Genomic DNA, 19464 nt, shown 5'->3' with positions numbered 1-19464 from the left:
ATGGACCAGAACCTGACCATCACCCCCGAGCTTTCCACGGGTCTCGAAGCGCACGGGCTGTTTCTCTCGGCGGGTGTCCAGCTGTCGATCCCGTTCCGCTTCGAGACGCCGGTGCGCATCTGGCATGCGGTGCGCGTCATCGGCGGGTCGTTGGGCGCGTACACCACGCTCTCGCCGGGCGCCGCGCTCAACGCGGTGCATGTGGGGCGCTACTGCTCGATAGGCGACGGCGTGCAGGTGCTGTCGGACCACCCGTCCGACTGGTTCACCACGCACATGCTGAGCTTCGCGCCGAATTTTCCGGAGCCGTACCGGCACCAGACCGTGGGCGGGTTCTGGTCGCATTCGAGCGTGAACATCGGGCACGACGTGTGGATCGGCTCGCGCGTGAGCATCCGCGGCGGCGTGACCATCGGCGATGGCGCGGTGATCGGCGCGGGGGCCATCGTGACCAAGGACGTGGCGCCGTTCACCATCGTCGGCGGCGTGCCGGCGCGGGTGATTCGCCAGCGCTTTCCGGATGCGCTCATCGAACGCATCCGCGCCTGCCCGTGGTGGGACTGGGACCTGCGGGCCTTGGCGCTCAACTGGCAGCAGCCGGAAGAAGCCCAGACCATGCTCGAAGCCGCCATCGCCGAGGGGCGCGTGCAGCGATGGGAGCCGGGATGGCGGCTGCTCGATTTCGGCACGCCTGAAAAAGAAGGGGCGCCCGCGCCGCTCATCTTTCGGCCGGGTTGATCGCTGAGGGGAACGCCATGACAAGCATTTCTTCCCGCGCCCGGTTGGCAGTGACTGCCGTCATGATCGGCGCGCTCGCAGGCTGCGGCGCCATGCCTTCCGCATCGACGAGCGTCGGGGCCTGCGAGCCTGGCTTCGATGCCTTCGAGCGCGACACGCTCTTCTTCGGCCGCGCCATACCGGCGGGCGGGCAGGTGTCGGATGCGCAGTGGGCCGGCTTTCTCGACACCACCGTGACTCCCGCATTCCCGCAAGGCCTCACGGTGCTCGACGCCGTCGGCCAATGGCGCGGCGCCTCGGGCGGCGTGGTGCGCGAGCCCTCGAAGCTCGTCGTTCTGCTGCATCCGCGCAATGCGAAGGACGACGCATCCATCGCCCGCATCATCGACGCGTACCGCAAGAATTTCGGCCAGGAGGCCGTGCTGCAGGAAAGGCAATCCGTCTGTGTCCGCTTCTGAAGAAAACACCGTGAAGGACAGCAACATCGTCCGTCGCCTGATCGCCGCGGATGCCGCCGCTTACCGCACCGTGATGCTCGACGCCTACGCGACGCATCCCAGTGCCTTCACCTCCACGGTCGGTGAGCGCGAGGGCTTGCCATTGAATTGGTGGGAGAAGCGTCTGGGCGCCGAGGTGAATGCGCCGAGCGTGGTCTTCGGTGCGTTCGACGACAAGGGGGCGCTGGTCGGCGCCGCCGGCCTGAGCTTCGAGGACCGCGAGCGCGCGCGCCACAAGGCCACGCTCTTCGGCATGTCGGTGAAGGCGTCGGCACGCCGCGCGGGCTTCGGTCGCCGGCTGGTGCAGGCCGTGCTCGACCATGCGCGCGCGCACGGCGGGCTGCGGCTGGTGCAGCTCACGGTGACCGAGGGCAATGCGCCCGCGCAGACGCTGTACGAAAACTGCGGCTTCCAGGTCTTCGGCATCGAGCCGTTGGCCATTGCGCTCGACGGCGCGCTGCTGGCCAAGGTGCACATGTGGTGCGACCTCGAAGACGGCAGATCGGCTTCGGCTACTGGGTCGGTTGTGCCGGCAGCCCGCTGAGGTCCTGCGACCAGCCGAGCGCCGATCTGCACCACTGCTGCCTGCGCGGCGGCAAGCGGTCGCGCTCCACCATGCTGCCGATGCGCAGCGAGTAGGTGGGTGTCGGGTCGATGTCGGGGCTCGATGCAATCGGCGTTCCGCAGTTCTCGCAGAAGCTCTGCCGGCGGCGCGTGCCGCTTTCGGCGGTCTTGACGTAGACCTTGGGCTGGCCGGTCAGCAAGTGAAAGCCGGCGGCCGGCACGGGCGCCGAGACGCGGTACGCCGTCCCCGAGAGCACCTGGCAATCGGCGCAGTTGCACAGGCTGACCTTGTCGGGATCGACCTCGGCCTCGTAGGTGATGCGGCCGCAATGGCAGGCGCCGTGGACTTTCATGTCGTGTGTCTCCAGGAATCGTTCATCGGGTTCGCACATCGGCAGGCCGGGGCCATCCGGTGTGGTCACTTCGCCCAGTTCGTGAAAGCCTGCGCAGGCCGTTGCGGATTGCGCGGAGATTCAAGCCTTGGGATTCATCCAGCTGGTCGCCTGCGCCCGGCCCGGCAGGTGCAGCGTGGCCGTGGCCGCCGGCGTTTCCGCCAGCAGCTTGCCCTTGCGGAACACCTTGAGCCGCGTCGCGCGCAGCCGGATCGCCTCGACCGCATCGCGCGCCTGCAGCAGCACGAAGCTCGCGTCGCAGCCCGCCTCGATGCCGTAGCCCTGCAAATGCATCACGCGCGCGGCATTCGTGGTCACCGCCTCGAAGCACTGGCGAATGCCGGCCTGGCTGGTCATCTGCGCCACGTGCAGGCCCATGTGCGCCACTTCGAGCATGTCGCCCGAGCCCATGCCGTACCAGGGGTCCATCACGCAGTCGTGGCCGAAGGCGACGTTCACGCCGGCCGCCATGAGCTCGGGCACGCGCGTCATGCCGCGGCGCTTCGGATAGGTGTCGTGGCGGCCCTGCAGCGTGATGTTGATGAGCGGGTTGGCAATGACGGCCACGCCGCTCTGCGCGACCAGCGGCAGCAGCTTGCTCACGTAGTAGTTGTCCATCGAATGCATCGAGGTGCAGTGCGAGCCGGTCACGCGGCCCTGCAGGCCCAGGCGCTGCGCCTCGAAGGCCAGCGTCTCGATGTGGCGCGAGAGCGGGTCGTCCGATTCGTCGCAGTGCATGTCGACCAGCTTGCCGCGCTCGGCCGCCAGCTCGCACAGGAGCTTCACGCTGGCGGCGCCGTCGGCCATGGTGCGTTCGAAATGCGGAATGCCGCCGACCACGTCCACGCCCTTGTCGAGCGCGCGCACGAGGTTCTCGACGCCGCCTTGGGAGCGCAGCACGCCGTCCTGCGGAAAGGCGACCAGCTGCAGGTCGATGTGGGGCGCGACCTGGCGCTTGACCTCCAGCAGCGCATCGACGGCGAGCAGGCTCGGGTCGCTGGTGTCCACGTGCGTACGGATCGCGAGCAGGCCCTTGGCGACGGCCCAGTCGCAGTAGGCCAGTGCGCGTTCGATCAATGCATCGGCGGTGAGCAGCGGCTTGAGCTCGCCCCACAGCGCGATGCCTTCGAGCAGCGTGCCGCTCTCGTTGACGCGCGGCAGGCCGTAGCTCAGCGTGGCGTCCATGTGGAAGTGCGGATCGACGAAGTGCGGCGAAAGCAGCAGGCCCTGCGCGTCGAGTGTCTCGTGCGCCGGTGCATCGAGGCCCGCGGTGACTTCGGCGATGCGGCCGTCCTGCACGGCGATCGACATGCCGGTGCGGCCGTCGGGGAGGGTGGCGTTGGTGATGAGGAGATCGAGCATCGTGGGAGTTCCTGGGACTGTCGTTCAGCGCGTGCGCTGCGCCCGGTAGCGGTACTGGCCCGCCGCGGGCCCGACCTCGATCGTCACCCGCCGCAGCTTGTCGTCATGCCCGGATGCCGCCTTCGCCGTCACCACGATGCCGCGCGGCGTGGCGCGGCAGGTGATGTCGGTGAGGGCGATCTCCGAATGGTCGTTGTCGAGTTCGGCAATCGCCGCTGTGTGCTCGGCGTGCAGGCCGCCGTTGGCATCGCGCGTCATCCACTGCACGTAGAGGAAGGACTGCGCGTACTGGTCCGCATGGACCACGCGGTAGGTGCCCTGGTGGTCCTTGCCCCAGGTGCCGCACAGCTGCACCCAGCTGACCGAATCCGGCGTCTTGAAGGTGTCGTAGCTGTAGTCGCTGCCCAGCGCATGGACGCCGGTTGCGCCTAGCGAGAGCAGGGCGGCGAGCAGGGTTGCAGCGGTCGTCTTCATCATCTCAGCGTTCCCCTTTGCGGTACGGCTTCATCAGTGCCTGCGGATAGCTGGCCTTGCGTGCCACCAGCACCAGCGCGAGGATCGACAGCAGGTACGGCAGCATCAGGTAGAGCTGGTAGGGCAGCACGGCGTCGCCCGATTGTTGCAGCCGCAGTTGCAGCGCGTCGAAGAAGGCGAACAGCAGCGCGCCCAGCAGGGCCTTGCCGGGCCGCCACGAGGCGAACACCACCAGCGCCACGCAGATCCAGCCGCGGCCGTTCACCATGTTGAAGAAGAAGGCGTTGAAGGCCGAGAGCGTGAGGAACGAGCCCGCCACGCCCATCAGCGCCGAGCCCGCGACGATGGCGCCCGTGCGCGTGGCCGCGACCGACACGCCCTGGCTCTCGGCGGCCTGCGGGTTCTCGCCGACCATGCGCAGCGCCAGGCCGAGCGGCGTGCGGTACAGCACCCAGCCGACCGCGGGCACCAGCAAGAGCGCGAACAGCGTGAGCGCGGTCTGCGCGTTGAGGATGGGCACGGGCAGCCACTCCATCGGCGCGAAGGGCGTGATGGTCGGCGGCGTGTTCACCTTCGGAAAGCTCACGCGGTAGCCGAAGTAGCTGAGCGCGGTCGCCAGCAGCGTGATGCCCAGGCCCGAGACGTGCTGCGACAGCGCCAGTCCCACGGTGAGAAAGGCGTGCAGCAGTCCGAACACCATGCCCGTGAGCGCCGCCACACCGACGCCGACCCACAGCGGCGCGCCGGCGTACACCGCGAGCCATCCCGTGAAGGCGCCCGCGACCATGATCCCTTCGATGCCCAGGTTGAGCACGCCCGCGCGTTCGCACAGCAGCACGCCCAGCGTGCCAAGAATGAGCGGCGTGGCGATGCGCAGCACCGCGACCCAGAAGGCGGGGTTGGCGAGGATGTCGAGCAGGTCGGTCATTTGGTCATCCGCACGCGGTATTGCGTGAGCAGCGTGGCCACGAGCACTGCGATCAGCGAGGCCGCGACGATCACGTCGGCGATGTAGGTCGGCACGCCCACCGCGCGGCTCATGGTGTCGGCGCCGACCAGCACGCCGGCCACGAACACGCCCGCGGCGATCACGCCCAGCGGGTGCAGCCCGGCCAGCATCGCGATCACGATGCCGGTGTAGCCGTAGCCCGGCGACATGTCGAGCGTGACGTAGCTGGTGCGGCCCGCCACCTCGATGGCGCCGGCCAGACCGGCCAGCGCGCCCGAGAGCAGCGCGACCATCACCACGGTGCGCGTGACCGGCACGCCGGCGAACGCGGCGGCGCGGGCATTGGCGCCGACCGCGCGGATGTCGAAGCCCAGCACCGTGTACTTGAAGATCGCCCACACCATCACCGCGAGCGACACGGCCCAGAGCAGCCCCGTGTGCACGCGTGTCTGGGCAATGAGCTTGCCCAGTTCGAGGTCGGACTGCAGCGACACGCTCTGCGGCCAGCCCATGGCGGTCGGGTCCTTCATCGGCCCGTCCAGCAGCGCCGAGACGCCCAGCAGCACGATGAAGTTGATCAAGAGCGTCGTCACCACCTCGTCCACGCCGAGCTTGTTCTTCATGAGCGCCGGGCCCAGCAGCAGCAGCGCACCGGCCACGGCGGCGGCCAGCATCATCAGCGGGAACAGCACCCAGGGCGAGAGTTCGAAGCCCGTGCCGCCGTGCATGCCGCCCACGGCCACGGCAGCGAGCGCGCCGGCAAAGAGCTGTCCCTCGGCACCGATGTTGAAGAGCCGCGCCTTGAAGGCGACCGTCGCGGCCAGCCCGGTGAGGATCAGCGGGATCGCGCGCGTGAGCGTCTCGCTCCACGCGAACACCGAGCCGAAGCCGCCCTGTAGCAGCAGCGCGTAGGTGCGGCCGATCGGCGCGCCGGCCCAGAGCACGAGCAGCGCGCTCACGACCATGGTGAAGACCACGGCGCCGATGGGTGCCAGCACCAGTGCGGCGCGCGAGGTTTCGTGGCGTCGTTCGAGCCGCATCATGAGGCGCCTCCCGCGCGTTGCGCCGCCGTGGCGCCGGCCATCGCGAGGCCGATGGCTTCGCGCGTCCAGGCCGCGGCCGGGCGCGCTTCGCCGAGGTGGCCGCCGTGCATCACGGCCACGCGGTCGCCGAGCGTGAGCACTTCGTCGAGGTCGTCGGAAATCACCAGCACCGCCGCGCCGGCATCGCGCGCGGCAATCAGTTGCTGCTGCACGTAGGCGACGGCGCCGATGTCCAGGCCCCAGGTCGGCTGGTGCGCGACGATCAGGCGCGGGGCGCGATTTGGGTATTTCTTGTTGTCGCTCCCTTTGGTTTCTTCCGCCTGCTCGGGCGCGAGCAACGCGCGTCCCAGGATCAGTTTCTGCATGTTCCCGCCGGAGAGCGAATGGGCCGGCGCCATGAGCCCTGCGCCGCGCACGTCGAATGCCTTTTCGATGCGCCGGGCGTGCAGCCGCGCGGCCGCACGCCGCACGAACACCGACCAGCGCGAGAACACCGGGCTGCGCAGCCGCTCGGACACCGCGTTCTCCCACACCGGCAGGTCGCCCACCACGCCGACCGCATGCCGGTCCTCGGGGATGCGCGCCACGCCGCGCTGCACCAGCCGGGCAGGCGAGGGCGGAAGCGCGCGGCCCATCAATTGGGCGGTGCCGGAGACAGCGCGGCGCGTGCCGCAGAGCAGTTCGGCCAGCGCCACCTGGCCGTTGCCCGAGACGCCTGCGATGGCGGTGATTTCGCCCGCGCGCAGCGTGAGGGAGACCTCGCGAAGCCGGTCCTGCCCACCGCCCTTGGCGGAGGTGGTGCTCACGTGGTCGAGCACGCAGACCGCGTCGCCCACCGATTTCGCAGGCCGCCGCTGCGGCGCCTCGACCGCGTGCCCGACCATCCACAGCGCGAGCTGCGCCTGCGTGGTGTCGGCCGTGCGCGCCTCGGCCACGAGCTTGCCGCCGCGCAGCACCGCGATGCGGTGCGACACGCGCAGCACCTCGCCCAGCTTGTGGCTGATGAAGATCACCGACAGGCCCTGCGCCACCATCTGCGCGAGCGTGGCGAAGAGCGCCTCGCTCTCCTGCGGGGTGAGCACGGCGGTCGGTTCGTCCAGGATCAGGATGCGCGCGCCGCGGTACAGCGCCTTGAGGATCTCCACGCGCTGGCGCTCGCCGACCGAGAGGCTGCCGATCTTCGCGTCGGGCTGCACGGGCAGGCCGAAGCGCTGCGCCACTTCGAGCAGCCGGGCACGCGCGGCCGCGCGGCGCGAGACGGGCCGCCACAGCGGCTCGGTCCCCATCATCACGTTGTCGAGCACGCTGAGGTTGTCGGCCAGCGTGAAGTGCTGGTGCACCATGCCCACGCCCGCGGCGAGCGCGGCCTTGGGGTTGCCGGGCGGCAGCGGCGCGCCGAACACCTCGATGCCGCCTTCGTCGGCGACGTAGTGGCCGAACAGGATCGACATCAGCGTCGACTTGCCCGCGCCGTTCTCGCCGAGCAGCGCGAGCACTTCGCCGGTTTGCAGGTCCAGGGAGATGGCGTCGTTCGCGACGAGGGTGCCGAAGCGCTTGGTGATGCCCTGGAGGCGGAGAACGGTGGAGGGCGTCATGGAGAAATGGGTTGCAGGTCGCGGCAGAAATTCTCGATGGCACGGGCGGATGCGATGGGGCAAGCCTGCAGCAGGCCGTGCGGTCCTTCGAGCTTCACGACGCGTAGCGCCGAAAGCCGCTGCTGGATGAGCGTGGCTGCCCGCCTGGGCACGATGCGGTCCTGCAGGGCCTGGAGGTACATCGCAGGCACACGCACCAGCGACAGCTTGTCGCGCACGTCCACGCGTTGCACTTCTTTCATGCGGCGGGTCATGACGGCGACGGATACCTGCCCGAGCGAGTCGTCAAGCATCTCCGACAGATGCGGCGTCGCAGAGCGCCCGAGCAGAAGATGCCGCATCGGCGCGCGCATCAGCCTTGAATGCAGCAGATGCATCGACAGGTCGAGCAGGCCTGCGCGCATCACCGCAAGGCCGGGCCCGGGCCGACGCGCGAAGCTGCAGCACAGGATCAGTCCCAGAAGGCCTGGCGGGCGCGACGCCGCGATCGAGATGGCCAGCGGCCCGGAAAAGGATTCGCCGAGCAGCACGAAGGGGGCTTGCGTCGGCAGTCGTGCGCGAACCAGCGGCTCCAACTCGCCGTAGCCCAGTGCCTGCCGGCCCGGGTAGCGCACGACGTCGATGACGGCGTGCGGTCCCATGGCCTCTTTCAGAGGCTCGAAGAGATCGCCCGTTCCGTCCATGCCCGGCAGCAGCACGAGGCGCACGGGCGCCACCGTCACTTCCAGGCAGCCAGGAACGCCAGCATCACCTTGGCCGAATTGTCGGCCGCGATGCCCATGAAGGTGCCCATCTCGTTCTCGCCGTCGCCGCCACCCGCGAGGTCGCTGAGCGAGCGGAAGGCGATGTACGGCACGCCGTTGCTGTAGGCCACCATGCCCACGGCCGCGGTCTCCATGTCGAGCACGTTGGCCTGGAAGGTCTTGAAGGTGTACTGGCGGAAGGCCATGTTGTCCATGAAGGCCTGGCCCGAGACGCCGTTGCCGCCGATCACCAACTGGGGCTTGCGCGCCAGGCACTTGCCGGCGCTGCAGTTGGCCAGGTCGACGGTGCGGATGCTGCGGGCCACCTCGAGCATCTTCGGATCGACCTCGAACCAGAACTTGCGCGCGATGTCCGGCTTCGCGGCCGAGCGGACCTCGACCGGGCGCGGATGCACCATGCCGAAGTTGGGGAACGTCGCGTCCTTGATGAAGGGCGGCGCGGTGTACTTGCCGGGCGCGGTTTCGCGTGCCATCAGCACCTCCAGGTACTGGCCCCATTGCGCGGGCACCGTCACGTCGCCCACGTGCAGCGACGGGTTCACGCCGCCCGCGATGCCGCTGAACACGATGCTGGTCACGCGAAAACGATTGAGCACGAGCTGCGTGTTCATGGTCGCGTTCGTCATGCTGATGCCCGAGAGGAACAGCACGACCGGCTTGCCTTCGAGCGTGCCGGTGGTGAACTCGACGCCGTTCACGCTGTGCTTCGCCGGCCCCTGCAGGCGCGCGAGCAGCAGCTTGAGTTCGGGCTCGAAAGCGGAGATCACCGCGATGCGCGGCGTGTCGTCCAGCCGCGTGCTGCTGTTGATGCTCGCGCCGGCGCCCTTGTAGACACCGACGCAGCCCGCAAGGCCGAGGGCCAGCGCACCGGCTGCGAGAAGGGTGCGCCAGCGCATCGTCGTCGGCTTGCTCATTTCGCGGTGGATTTGGGTTGCGAGTCGTCGACCTTCACGGTGAACTTGCCCGCGAGGATGTCGGCCTGCCTGGCCTTCACCTTGGCGACGATGTCGGCCGGCACCTTCTTCTCGAAGGTGCCGAGCGGTGCGAGCTCGGAGCCCTTGTGCTTCATCTGCGAATAGACGCCGTAGTCCTCGGCGGCGAACTTGCCTTCCTTCACGAGCTTGATCGCGCGGTCGGCCGAGGGCTCGAAGTTCCACAGCGCCGAGGCGACCACCGTGTCGGGGTACTGGCTCTGCGTGTCGATCACGTTGCCGATGGCGAGCTTGCCCTTTTCCTTGGCCGCATCGGAGACGCCGAAGCGCTCGGCGTACATCACGTCGGCGCCCTTGTCGATCATCGCGAAGGCCGCTTCCTTGGCCTTGGGCGGATCGAACCAGCTGTTGATGAAGCTCACGCTGAACTCGACTTTCGGATTCGTTTCCTTGGCGCCCGCGATGAAGGCGTTCATGAGGCGGTTGACCTCGGGAATCGGGAAGCCGCCGACCATGCCGATGCGGTTGCTTTTGGTCATGCCGCCGGCCACCATGCCGCTCAGGTATGCCGGCTCCTGGATGAAGTTGTCGAACACGCTGAAGTTGGGTGCCTGGGGCTTGAGCGACGAGCCCATGAGGAACGCGACCTTCGGAAAGTCCTTGGCGACCTTGCGCGCCGCCGCTTCCACGCCGAACACCTCGCCCAGGATCAGCTGGTTGCCGCCGGTGGCGTACTCGCGCATCACGCGCTCGTAGTCGGCGTTGCTGACGTTCTCGGTGGCCTTGTATTCGATCTCCCCGCGCGCCTCGGCCGCCTTCAGCGCCTTGTGGATGCGGCCCACCCATTGCTGCTCGAAGGGCACGGTGTACACCGCCGCCACCTTGAGCTTGGCCTGCGCAAGCGCGATGCCCGGCGCGCCGGCCGCGAGTGCTGCGGCGATGGCGACGGAACGAATGATCAACTGACGGCGTGCTGTCACGGTCTTCTCCTCGGTCGTAAAAAAGTTAAAGCGCTGCAATCCCCGTGCCCGATCGCTGCCCCTTCGGGAAACACCGCGGAACCGGCTTTGCCGGGCCGCAGGTGTTGCCCCCGGTAGGGGGTTGGCGAAGCGGACACGAAGTGCCGCGCAGCCTGGGGGCGAGCCCTATTGGGGGCGAGCCTTATTTCGTGCCGAAGATGCGGTCGCCGGCGTCGCCCAGGCCCGGCAGGATGTAGCCGTGGCTGTTGAGTTCGCGGTCGATCGCCGCGGTGTAGATCGGCACGTCCGGGTGCGCCTTCTGCATCGTCGCCACGCCTTCGGGGCAGGTCAGCAGGCACACGAACTTGATCGACTTCGGGTTGAGTTCCTTCAGCCGCTCGACCGCGGCCACCGCCGAATTGCCGGTGGCCAGCATCGGGTCGACCACGATCACGTCGCGGTTCTCCATCTCGCCGGGCATCTTGAAGTAGTACTCGACGGCCGTGAGCGTCTTGGGGTCGCGGTACAGGCCGATGTGGCCGACGCGGGCGCCGGGCACCACCGTCAGCATGCCGTCCAGGATGCCGGTGCCGGCGCGCAGGATCGACACCAGCACCAGCTTCTTGCCGTCGATGACCTTGGCCTGCATGGTCTCCAGCGGGGTTTCGACCTCGATGTCCTGCATCGGCATGTCGCGCGTGACCTCGTAGGCCATGAGCATGCTGATTTCGTTGAGGAGCCGGCGAAAGCTGTTGGTGGAGGCGTCCTTGCGGCGCATCAGCGTGAGCTTGTGCTGGACGAGGGGATGGTCGACGAGGTGGACGTTGCTCATTGGAATTTTTTCTGGCGTTGCTGGAAGTGAACCCGCGAGTCTAAAAGACGGTGCCGTCGCTCTCGATCAGCAGCGGTGGCGCTCCGTCACGCAAGCGTTGTGCCAGTGCCCGGCCCGCCGCCCAGGTGCCGCCTTCGAGCACGCAGGCGAGCGGAAGCTCCTCCTCGGTGCGGTCGAGCACCTTGCGCACGCGCGGCGCCACCTCGTCCAGCAGCGCCACGGTGAGCGCGCGCCATTCGACGATGAACTCGTCGCCGGCCTTCCAGCGGCGGGTGAGAAAAGCTGCATCCTTGGGCACGATCACGCCGCTGTCGATCAGCAGGCCGCCGTTGCGGTATTCGGGGAGCGCGGTGAGCGCATCGAGGTGGCGCACCTTCACGCCCGCCCATTCGAAGGGCTCGAGCAGCGAATAGGTGAGCCACTGCGAGAGCTTGTGAAAGGGCATCCAGCCGTTGGTGAGCCCGGGGCCGCGCACCGCGCTGTGACGCCAGCAGTCGCCCAGCGCGAGCGCCGGGTCGCCCGAGCCGATGCCGCCTGCGTTGTCGCTGCCGTCGATGGCGATGCTGTCCACCGCATTGGCCGAGGGCCAGATGCGCGAGAGCGTCTCCAGCAGCAGCGAGAGGATCTGGTGCGCGGTGATCTCGGCCGTGGGCGGTGCGGCCGGGCCGAACGGGCCGACCAGCGCATCGAACAGGCCCCCCGGCCGGCCGTCGTCGCCGAAGTATTCGGGCTGCTCGCCCATCGCCTCGCCGAGCCGGCGCAGCAGCGTGGCGCGGCCTGAAAGACCCACCAGCGGATTGACGTCGCTCACCTGGAACGCGTCGCCGAGCCGGTCGGTCACCAGACCCTTGAGGCCGGCCGCGTCGGCCTGCAGCGGATGGTCGGGGTCGGACGAAAAGAGCCCGCTGGTGAAGGCATGGAAGCTCGCGACGCCCAGGCCCTCGGAGCGCGTGTAGCGCTCGCCGGTGGCCGGCTCGGTGTAGTGCCAGTCGGGGCCGGCACCGGCATCGAGCAGCACGCTCACCAGCACGAGATCGATGTGCGAGCGGGCGCGCTGCCGGGCGTCGATGCCCTTGCCGAGCAGCTGGTCGAGTTGCTTCAGGCGATCGACGCCGCCGGCCTCGAAGTGGCGCCAGCGGCTGTGGTACGGGATGGTGTCCCACGGATAGCGCTCGCGCGTGACCTCGGCCACGGTGCGCGCCGCGTCTTCGAGCGCGTCGTCGCTGCCGATGCGGAACCACTGCGATTCGCCGCGCCGCGCGCGCGCCAGCAGGGCGCCCGCGCGCTGGCGGATGGCGGCGGTGGTGCGCAGCAGCGAGGCCGCGCCGGCCGGGTGGCCGGTGTCGGCGGTGAATTCGATCGACGGATCGACCTTGCCCGCGCCGCCGGGCGCGAGGCTGCCGGAGCCGTCGGCCGGCATGTTGGGATCGGTGTTGTTGCTGGTGGTCATTCAGTGAGTCCGCGGCCCTTGGCCTTCTTGAGTTCCTCGGCGTCGGGCACCGGGCCGGGCGTGAAGTAGCCGGCGGCCATCTTGGCGTCCATCTCCACGCGGGCGTCCGCCGGGATCAGTTCATCGGGAATGTTCACGCGCTCGCCGATCTCGATGCCCGAGCCGGTGATCGCGTCGAACTTCATGTTGCTCATCGACACGAGCCGATGGATCTTCTTGATGCCCAGCCAGTGGAAGACGTCGGGCATCAGCTCCTGGAAGCGCATGTCCTGCACCCCGGCCACGCACTCGGTGCGCGCGAAATACTGGTCGGCCGTGTCGCCGCCCACCTGGCGCTTGCGGGCGTTGTAGACCAGGAACTTGGTCACTTCGCCCAGCGCCCGGCCTTCCTTGCGCGAGTAGGCGATGAGCCCCACGCCGCCGCGCTGCGCGCCCTGGATGCATTCCTCGATCGCGTGCGTGAGGTAGGGGCGGCAGGTGCAGATGTCCGAGCCGAACACGTCCGAGCCGTTGCACTCGTCGTGGATGCGCGCGGTGAGTTCCACGTCGGGGTTGGCCAGGTCGCGCGGGTTGCCGAAGATGTAGAGCGTCTGCCCGCCGATGGGCGGCAAAAACACCTCCAGGTCGGAGCGCGTGACCAGCTCGGGGTACATGCCGCCGGTCTCCTCGAAGAGCGTGCGGCGCAGGTCGGTCTCCGAGCAGCCGAAGCGCCGCGCCACCTCGGGCAGGTACCACACGGGCTCGATGGCCGCCTTGGTCACCATCGCGGCGCCGCCGGAAGTGAGGAAGTGGCCGTCGGCCTTCAGGCGCCCGCTTTGCAGCGCCTCGATCACCTCGGGCAGGATCACGTGCGCCTTGGTGATCGCGATGGTCGGGCGGATGTCGTAGCCCGCGGCCAGTTCGGTGGAGAACGCATCGGCCACCAGCGCGCCCCAGGGGTCGAGCGAGACGATGCGGCCGGGCTCGCCCCACTGCGGGTACGGGCCGATCACGTCGGTGGGCGATGTGTTGGTGAGGTCGGCCTTGTGCTCGCGCTTCAAGGCGCCCGACGCCACCGCGAGCGCGCGGTACACGCTGTACGAGCCGCTGTGCGTGCCGATGACGTTGCGGTGCGCGCGCTTGGTGGTCGTGCCGACCACGGGGCCACGTTCGGTGGCGGTGGCCGCGCCCCACTGGATGGGCAGTGCGCCGAAGCCGCCGGCATGCGAGGTCAGGCGGATGTGACCGGTCGAGGAGGAGGGGTGCAGCGGAGGGAAGGGCGCCGTGCCGGCCGGCAGTGCGGAAGGGATCTCGGTGCTATCTACGGACATTGGAGGCCCTCAAAAAATGCAATGTACCGATCACTCGTGCGGCTGGCAAGCCGGGGCGGACCATGCCCTGCATCCATCGAACGCAGCGCGCTGCTCAGGCCGGCGAGGAGCGCAGGCCGTAGGTCTTGCCGCCGACGAACAGGTATTCGGCGCGCAGCACCGCATCGCCTTTCTCGCCGGTGAAAGTGAAGCCGAGCACGCCCACCTGGGTGCCGGGCTTGATCTCTTCCACGCCCCAGGCCTGCAGGCGCGTGAGGGGCGCCAGCTCGACCTGCCATTTGCGGTCGCGCCGCGTCGGCAATTGCGCCTTGGCCAGGAGCGCGGGGCCGTCGACGGACGTCGACTGTTTCGGCAATGCGCGTTGCTTCAGGTCGGCGGGAAGCGCGGGGTTTTCGGAGAGCTCCAGCTCCAGTTCGCCGTGCGGGTTGCGCCACATGACCTTGGTCGCACGCCCCTCCAGGTACAGCGGGCGCTCCTGGTCGAAGCTGCTCCATCCATGGTGGGCCCAGGCGGGCAATGCGAGGCCCATCGAGGCGGCAACGAAGAGGCGTCTTTGCATCATCTCGGTCTCCTTCGGTTCGGAAAGTTCAGAGGTAGGCGATCCAGCGCCCGCAGATGATGACAGCGAGCCAAAACCCCAAGGAGAGAAGGCATTGCACCCTGGCGAACCGGTCCAGGGCCGCGACGCCACTGCGAAAGTGAAAGAGCGCCGCGTTGGCGCCGGCCAGTGCGATCAGCAGCAGCTTGATGCGAAACGCGGTGTTGGCCAGCAGCTCGTCGGGCTGGCCGGAGAACATCGTGAGCCCGGTGACCGCGCACAGGCCGAAGCCAGCGAGGGCGGGGCGCAGCGTCATGCGCGCCAGCAGCGGCGCGGGCAGTTCGCGCCCCATGCCCAGGGCGCGCAGCTCGAACACGAAGAGCCCGCCGAACAGCAGCGCGATGCCCACGATGTGCGCCACCTCCAGCGCCGGATAGGCCCAGGGGTGCGAGACGAGTCCGCTGAACATCGGCGCAGCTTAGCCCATGGGCGGGCGAAGGGCTTGCGGGCGAAGCGCTTGCGGGTGCTGGCACTTTCCGTGTCACGGCACAATCCAACGCACTATTTTTCGACCAGGCTGTAACCGGCCAGCCCGATGGCACGAACCACTGAAGGTAGCAGGATGCAGATGAGCGACGCGGAAGCGGCGTTGCGGAGCCTGTTCCTTCGGGGCCTGGCCGGCGATGCGAAGGCCTACCGCGAATTCCTGCAGAAACTCAGCGCGCACCTGCGCGCCTTTCTGGGCAAGCGCCTCTTTGGCTGGCCCGATGAAGTGGAAGACCTCGTCCAGGAATGCCTGCTCGCCATGCACAACCAGCGCCATACCTACCAGAGCGACCAGCCGTTGACGGCCTGGGTGCATGCGATCGCGCGCTACAAGATGATCGACCTCCTGCGCGCCAAGTCGGTCCGCGAAGACCTGCATGACCCGCTGGACGACGACCTCGCGGTGTTCGCCGAGTCGGCCACCGAGGCCAGCGATGCGAAGCGCGACCTGGGCGGCCTGCTCCAGACGCTGCCCGAGCGCCAGCGCCTGCCGATCGTGCACGTGAAGATCGAAGGCCTCTCGGTGGCCGAGACCGCGAGCCTCACGGGCATGTCGGAGTCGGCGGTGAAGGTCGGCATCCACCGCGGGCTGAAGGCCCTGGCCGCGCGCTTCGGCCACAGCTGGAGTGCCGCCGCATGAAGACCGACGATCTGGTCGCGATGCTCGCGAACGGCCCCGTCGCCGCGCCGCGCCGCGCGGCGAGCCGGCGCCTGGGCCTCGCGCTGCTGGCGGGCGTGCCGCTGTCGCTCGTGATCCTGTTCGCCGAGTACGGGCTGCGGCGCGACCTGGTGCAGGCCATGTTCTGGCCGATGTTCTGGGTCAAGGTGCTGTTCCCGCTGTGCATCGCGGCGGCCGGCTTCGTGATGGTGCAGCGGTTTGCGCGGCCGGGCGTTGCCGTGCGGCATGCCTGGGCCGGCGCGGCGTTGCCGGTTCTGGGCATCTGGGCGCTGGCCGTCCTCGCGTGGTTCACCATGCCGGCCGAGGACCAGATGCCCTCGCTCATGGGGCAGTCGTGGCGCATCTGCGCGGCGAGCATCGGGCTCATGGCGCTGCCGGTTTTCGCGGCCACGCTGGTGGCGCTCAAGGGGCTCGCGCCCACGCAGCCCGCGCTGGCGGGCGCCGCGGCGGGCGCGCTCGCGGGCGGTGTCGGCGCTGCGGTCTACGCGCTGCACTGCATGGAACTCACCGCGCCGTTCCTGGCGGTCTGGTACGTGAGCGGGATTGCCGTGCCGGTGCTGGTCGGCGCCGTGCTGGGCCCGCGCCTGCTGCGCTGGTAGCCCCCGATGTCCCCGCGTGGGACAAACCCTAGTCGGGCCTGAAATGTCGTTCCCATAACAGTCCGCGGAAAACGAAAGTAGTGGAATCGCGTCGCTTTTTCCTCAAATAACGAAGGAGACACGATGCGAGACATCTACCGAGCGGGGCTCAGGGTATTGGGCCTGTGTGTGCTGGCTTCCCTCATCAACTGCGGCGGCGACGGGGGAGGCGGCAGCGGCTTCCTGCCGATCGTGCCGCCCTCGGGCAACACGCCGCCCACGAACAATCCGCCGCCCGGCGATGGGCCGCCGGTGCAAGCAACCGGCGAGCTGAAGATCCGCACGCTGTCGAACCGCGCCGACATGATCAGCGACGGCGATGCCTACGTCGAGATCGTGCTGCCCGAGGGCAAGAGCGCGCTCGACCTCGCCGTGGACCTCGACGGCAAGGACGTGTCTTCCGCCTTCGCCCTGCGCGCCGACGGCCGCGTGCTCGGCACGGTCACCGGGCTTCGCGTCGGCAGCAACACGCTGACCGCCACGCTCAAGTCCACGAAGACCGGCGCGAAGCTCGCCATCGAGAACTTCGCCCGCGGCGGCAACATCTTCGCGGGCACGCCGGTGCAGCCGTGGATCTGCGCGACGAAGGCGGGCTCGGTCGCGACCGTGACGGTGCCAGGCACCGGGCTCTCGGCGAGCGCGACCACGCAGGTGAGTGGCCTGGACGCCGACCCGGTCGATGCCGACTGCAACGCGCCGACCGTCTATACCTACTACTACCAGCCCAAGGCCAAGGAAGGCACCGACTGCGGCCAGCAGCCGTTCGGCCCCTACGCCTGCTTCCTGCAATACGACCCCACCAAGCGCCCGAAGGACGCCGACATCGCGAACTTCACCACCGACCGCGGCGACACCGTGAAGGCCCTGCTGCGCGTGGAGCTGGGCACCATGGGCCGCAGCGAATACCAGGTGGCGGTGTACTTCGACCCGGCCAAGCCCTGGACGCCGTGGGAGCCGCAGAAGGGCTGGAACGGCAAGGTGCTCTGGAAGATGGGCGCCTCGGCCTCGGGCAACCGCTTCCAGCAGAACCCGGGCACGGCCCTCTTCGACGACAACGCGCTGCGCGCCGGCTTCATGACCGTCAATTCGCAGCTGACGAACCACAACGACAACAACAACGAGTTCCTGGCGACCGAGAACATCATGATGGTCAAGGAGCACATCGTCGACACCTACGGCGAGATCCGCTTCACCATGTCCGACGGCGGCTCGGGCGGCTCGATGATGCAGACCGTGCCGGCCTCGGTGATGCCCGGCCTGCTCGACGGCCTGCAGACCGGCTACAGCTACCCCGATGCGGTCACGACCTGGATCGAGACGCGCGACTGCGGCAACCTCTGGCGCTACTACGGCACCGGCCCGGGCGCCGGCCTCTCGCTGGCGGCGCGGGCCGCCATCGAGGGCCATCCGACGGCCGACTACTGCACCATGTGGGTCTATTCGTTCCTGGCGCCCCAGAACCCGGTGCAGTCCACCAATTGCGGCCCGGGCTTTCCGGCGGCGCTGGTGTACGACCCGGTGCTGCGGCCCAATGGCGTGCGCTGCACCATCCACGACGTGATGACCGCGATCCTGGGCACCACCGAGCTCAACGGCAACACCGTGCCCAACCTGCCCTACGACAACGCGGGCGTGCAGTACGGCCTGAAGGCGCTGCGATCCCACGCCGTCACGCCCGAGGAGTTCGTCGCGCTCAACGAAGGCATCGGCAGCTGGGATGCGGACATGGTCTGGTCGGGCGACAAGGCCGTCATTCCCGCGGTGCGCGCCCGTGCGCAGACCAGCGCCATGACCGCGCTCTACCGCAGCGGCCTGGTCAGCTACGCGAAGAATCTCGCCAAGGTGCCGATCGTGGACCTGCGGCCCGAGCTGGGCGCCGACATCCACATGGCATGGCGCACCTTCGAGCAGCGCGCGCGGCTCGATGCGGGCAACGGCGGGCACGACAACCACGTGGTGCTGGCGAGCGCGGCCGGCACCGGCGTGGCGCTCACCAAGCAGGCCTTTCTCATGATGGACCGCTGGCTGAGCGCGATGGAGGCCGACAAGTCGCAGGATGCGAAGGAGAAGAAGGTCGTGAAGAACAAGCCCTCCGACGCGGTCGATTCCTGCATCGCGACCGCGGGCATGACCACGGCCGAGCTGGTGGACGTCGGCTTCACCACCTCCGCGTGCCCGGTCAGGCCCTACGAGTCGGTGCGCGTCGTGTCCGGTGGGCCGCTGTCGGAAGACGTGTTCAAGTGCCAGTTGAAGCCGATCGACTTCGCATCGGCCGACTATGCGGGCATCCGCTTCACCGGCGGCCAGCAGGTTCGCCTGCAGGCGACGTTCCCCGACGGCGTGTGCGATTGGACCAGGTCCGGCGTGGGGCAGGTGCCATGGAGCCCGACCACCTTCCGCAACGGCCCCGGCGGGCAGGACCTGCCGGCCGCGCCGGTGTCCGTGACCTTCTGAGCCGCGCGAGCTTCCACCCGTATCAGCCGGGTTGGTTGTTCGGAAACCTCGACAGGCGCTGCCTGTCGAGCACGTTGATGTAGCCGTAGCCCGTCTTGATGAGCTGGACGGCTTCGAGCTCGTGCAGCGCCACGTTCACCCGCTGGCGCGACACGCCGACCATCCAGCCGATTTCTTCCTGGCTGATCTGCAGGGTCGCGTCGGTGTTCGGATAGAGCACCGGATGAAAGAGGCTCGCAATGCCGCGCGCCACGCGGGCGGTGGGCTCCAGCAGCCGGTCGAACTTCACGGTCGCGATGAACTGGCTCAGCCGCTCGTTCAGGTGCGAGAGCATGAAATGGTTGAAGGGCACGCTCTTGTCCAGCAGCCAGGTGAAGGTCTCGCGCGGCAGGTGCAGCGTGGTGGTGGGGCGGGTCGCGGCGATCTCGTACTTGCGCTGCTCCACCTTCAGCAGCGAGCCTTCGCCGATCCAGCCGCCGGTGGCCACGCCGGTGAACATCACCGGCTTGCCGTCGGCCGAGGTGTCCTGCACGCGCAGGAAGCCGCGGATCACGCCGATCCAGCTGTCGGCGATCTCGTTGCGCTGGCAGACGAATTCGCCCGGGCCGTGTTCGCGGGTGTAGAGCGCCTTGTGGACCACCTCGCGCTCGCTCTGGGTCAGCACGCGCGGCCAGATGCAGCGCTCCCAGAATTCGCTGACCTCCTTGTCCGGCAGCTTGCTGGTGGACATGCAGGTTTCCGTGGTGCG

At 68.7% G+C, this 19464-nt stretch carries 21 protein-coding genes; 6 read left to right on the top strand and 15 right to left on the bottom strand.

Annotated features, from left to right (window positions below; genetic code table 11):
• Genes BM133_RS08600 through BM133_RS08590 form a run of 3 tightly spaced genes read left to right on the top strand, consistent with a single transcriptional unit; the run spans position 1 to position 1779 of the window.
• Positions 1-738: a CatB-related O-acetyltransferase gene (locus BM133_RS08600; RefSeq protein ID WP_093433004.1), complete on the top strand. Its 738-nt coding sequence runs from the start codon at positions 1-3 to the stop codon at positions 736-738.
• A 17-nt stretch (positions 739-755) separates the two neighbouring features.
• Positions 756-1196 (top strand): DUF3574 domain-containing protein, encoded by a 441-nt coding sequence (locus BM133_RS08595; protein WP_093433002.1) that lies wholly within the window; start codon positions 756-758, stop codon positions 1194-1196.
• 10 nt (positions 1197-1206) lie between these two features.
• Positions 1207-1779, top strand: a complete 573-nt coding sequence (locus tag BM133_RS08590) for a GNAT family N-acetyltransferase (RefSeq protein ID WP_218158349.1) — start codon at positions 1207-1209, stop codon at positions 1777-1779.
• Here the strand turns inward: BM133_RS08590 and BM133_RS08585 are convergent.
• The 14 genes from BM133_RS08585 to BM133_RS08520 all read right to left on the bottom strand — a co-directional run bounded on the left by BM133_RS08585 (position 1748) and on the right by BM133_RS08520 (position 14868).
• Positions 1748-2152 carry a GFA family protein gene (locus BM133_RS08585; protein WP_093432999.1) on the bottom strand — a complete coding sequence of 135 codons (405 nt, stop codon included), beginning with the start codon at positions 2150-2152 and terminating at the stop codon, positions 1748-1750. The two genes, BM133_RS08590 and BM133_RS08585, sit on opposite strands and share 32 nt — an antisense overlap.
• Before the next feature lie 120 nt (positions 2153-2272).
• The gene (locus tag BM133_RS08580; RefSeq protein ID WP_093432998.1) at positions 2273-3553 is read right to left on the bottom strand and encodes an amidohydrolase family protein; all 1281 of its coding nucleotides are present in this window, start codon (positions 3551-3553) and stop codon (positions 2273-2275) included.
• A gap of 24 nt (positions 3554-3577) precedes the next feature.
• On the bottom strand, positions 3578-4030 hold the full coding sequence (locus BM133_RS08575; RefSeq protein ID WP_093432996.1) for a hypothetical protein: 453 nt from the start codon (positions 4028-4030) through the stop codon (positions 3578-3580).
• Position 4031: 1 nt separating this feature from the next.
• Positions 4032-4955: an ABC transporter permease gene (locus tag BM133_RS08570; protein ID WP_093432995.1), complete on the bottom strand. Its 924-nt coding sequence runs from the start codon at positions 4953-4955 to the stop codon at positions 4032-4034.
• A complete protein-coding gene (locus BM133_RS08565) occupies positions 4952-6016 on the bottom strand; it encodes an ABC transporter permease (protein ID WP_177224832.1) in 1065 nt (354 codons plus the stop codon). Before BM133_RS08565 ends, BM133_RS08570 begins: the two co-directional genes overlap by 4 nt.
• Complete coding sequence (locus BM133_RS08560; RefSeq protein ID WP_093432992.1) at positions 6016-7614, bottom strand: ABC transporter ATP-binding protein; 1599 nt, start codon at positions 7612-7614, stop codon at positions 6016-6018. Before BM133_RS08560 ends, BM133_RS08565 begins: the two co-directional genes overlap by 1 nt.
• Positions 7611-8321 (bottom strand): alpha/beta fold hydrolase, encoded by a 711-nt coding sequence (locus BM133_RS08555; protein ID WP_256219097.1) that lies wholly within the window; start codon positions 8319-8321, stop codon positions 7611-7613. The genes BM133_RS08560 and BM133_RS08555 overlap by 4 nt, the downstream gene beginning before the upstream one ends.
• 11 nt (positions 8322-8332) lie before the next feature.
• On the bottom strand, positions 8333-9292 hold the full coding sequence (locus BM133_RS08550) for a 5'-methylthioadenosine/S-adenosylhomocysteine nucleosidase (RefSeq protein WP_093432989.1): 960 nt from the start codon (positions 9290-9292) through the stop codon (positions 8333-8335).
• The gene (locus BM133_RS08545) at positions 9289-10290 is read right to left on the bottom strand and encodes a BMP family protein (RefSeq protein ID WP_093435188.1); all 1002 of its coding nucleotides are present in this window, start codon (positions 10288-10290) and stop codon (positions 9289-9291) included. The genes BM133_RS08550 and BM133_RS08545 overlap by 4 nt, the downstream gene beginning before the upstream one ends.
• A 181-nt stretch (positions 10291-10471) precedes the next feature.
• Entirely contained in the window at positions 10472-11101 is a 630-nt protein-coding gene (gene upp, locus BM133_RS08540; RefSeq protein ID WP_013541661.1) for a uracil phosphoribosyltransferase, read from the bottom strand.
• A gap of 40 nt (positions 11102-11141) precedes the next feature.
• Positions 11142-12551 carry a URC4/urg3 family protein gene (locus BM133_RS08535; RefSeq protein WP_093432987.1) on the bottom strand — a complete coding sequence of 470 codons (1410 nt, stop codon included), beginning with the start codon at positions 12549-12551 and terminating at the stop codon, positions 11142-11144.
• Positions 12548-13861 carry a GTP cyclohydrolase II gene (locus tag BM133_RS08530; protein ID WP_093432985.1) on the bottom strand — a complete coding sequence of 438 codons (1314 nt, stop codon included), beginning with the start codon at positions 13859-13861 and terminating at the stop codon, positions 12548-12550. Before BM133_RS08530 ends, BM133_RS08535 begins: the two co-directional genes overlap by 4 nt.
• Positions 13862-13955: 94 nt before the next feature.
• On the bottom strand, positions 13956-14423 hold the full coding sequence (locus BM133_RS08525) for a DUF6152 family protein (RefSeq protein ID WP_093432983.1): 468 nt from the start codon (positions 14421-14423) through the stop codon (positions 13956-13958).
• 25 nt (positions 14424-14448) lie between these two features.
• Complete coding sequence (locus BM133_RS08520) at positions 14449-14868, bottom strand: hypothetical protein (RefSeq protein ID WP_093432981.1); 420 nt, start codon at positions 14866-14868, stop codon at positions 14449-14451.
• Between the two features lie 126 nt (positions 14869-14994).
• Here BM133_RS08520 and BM133_RS08515 point away from each other — a divergent pair, with 126 nt between their 5' ends.
• From BM133_RS08515 to BM133_RS08505, 3 genes are all read left to right on the top strand, one after another.
• Positions 14995-15585 carry a sigma-70 family RNA polymerase sigma factor gene (locus BM133_RS08515; RefSeq protein ID WP_177224762.1) on the top strand — a complete coding sequence of 197 codons (591 nt, stop codon included), beginning with the start codon at positions 14995-14997 and terminating at the stop codon, positions 15583-15585.
• A complete protein-coding gene (locus BM133_RS08510; protein WP_093432979.1) occupies positions 15582-16223 on the top strand; it encodes an NrsF family protein in 642 nt (213 codons plus the stop codon). The genes BM133_RS08515 and BM133_RS08510 overlap by 4 nt, the downstream gene beginning before the upstream one ends.
• Before the next feature lie 123 nt (positions 16224-16346).
• Positions 16347-18716 carry a DUF6351 family protein gene (locus tag BM133_RS08505; protein ID WP_143100100.1) on the top strand — a complete coding sequence of 790 codons (2370 nt, stop codon included), beginning with the start codon at positions 16347-16349 and terminating at the stop codon, positions 18714-18716.
• 22 nt (positions 18717-18738) lie between these two features.
• Here the strand turns inward: BM133_RS08505 and BM133_RS08500 are convergent, their stop codons facing one another.
• Entirely contained in the window at positions 18739-19446 is a 708-nt protein-coding gene (locus tag BM133_RS08500) for a Crp/Fnr family transcriptional regulator (protein ID WP_093432976.1), read from the bottom strand.
• Between the last annotated feature and the right edge of the window lie 18 nt (positions 19447-19464).

Source organism: Variovorax sp. 770b2 (genome assembly GCF_900115685.1).
In the GTDB taxonomy this organism is placed as follows: domain Bacteria; phylum Pseudomonadota; class Gammaproteobacteria; order Burkholderiales; family Burkholderiaceae_C; genus Variovorax.
The sequence above is the reverse complement of the archived record's forward strand: the minus strand, read 5'-3'. Positions and strand labels throughout refer to the sequence as shown.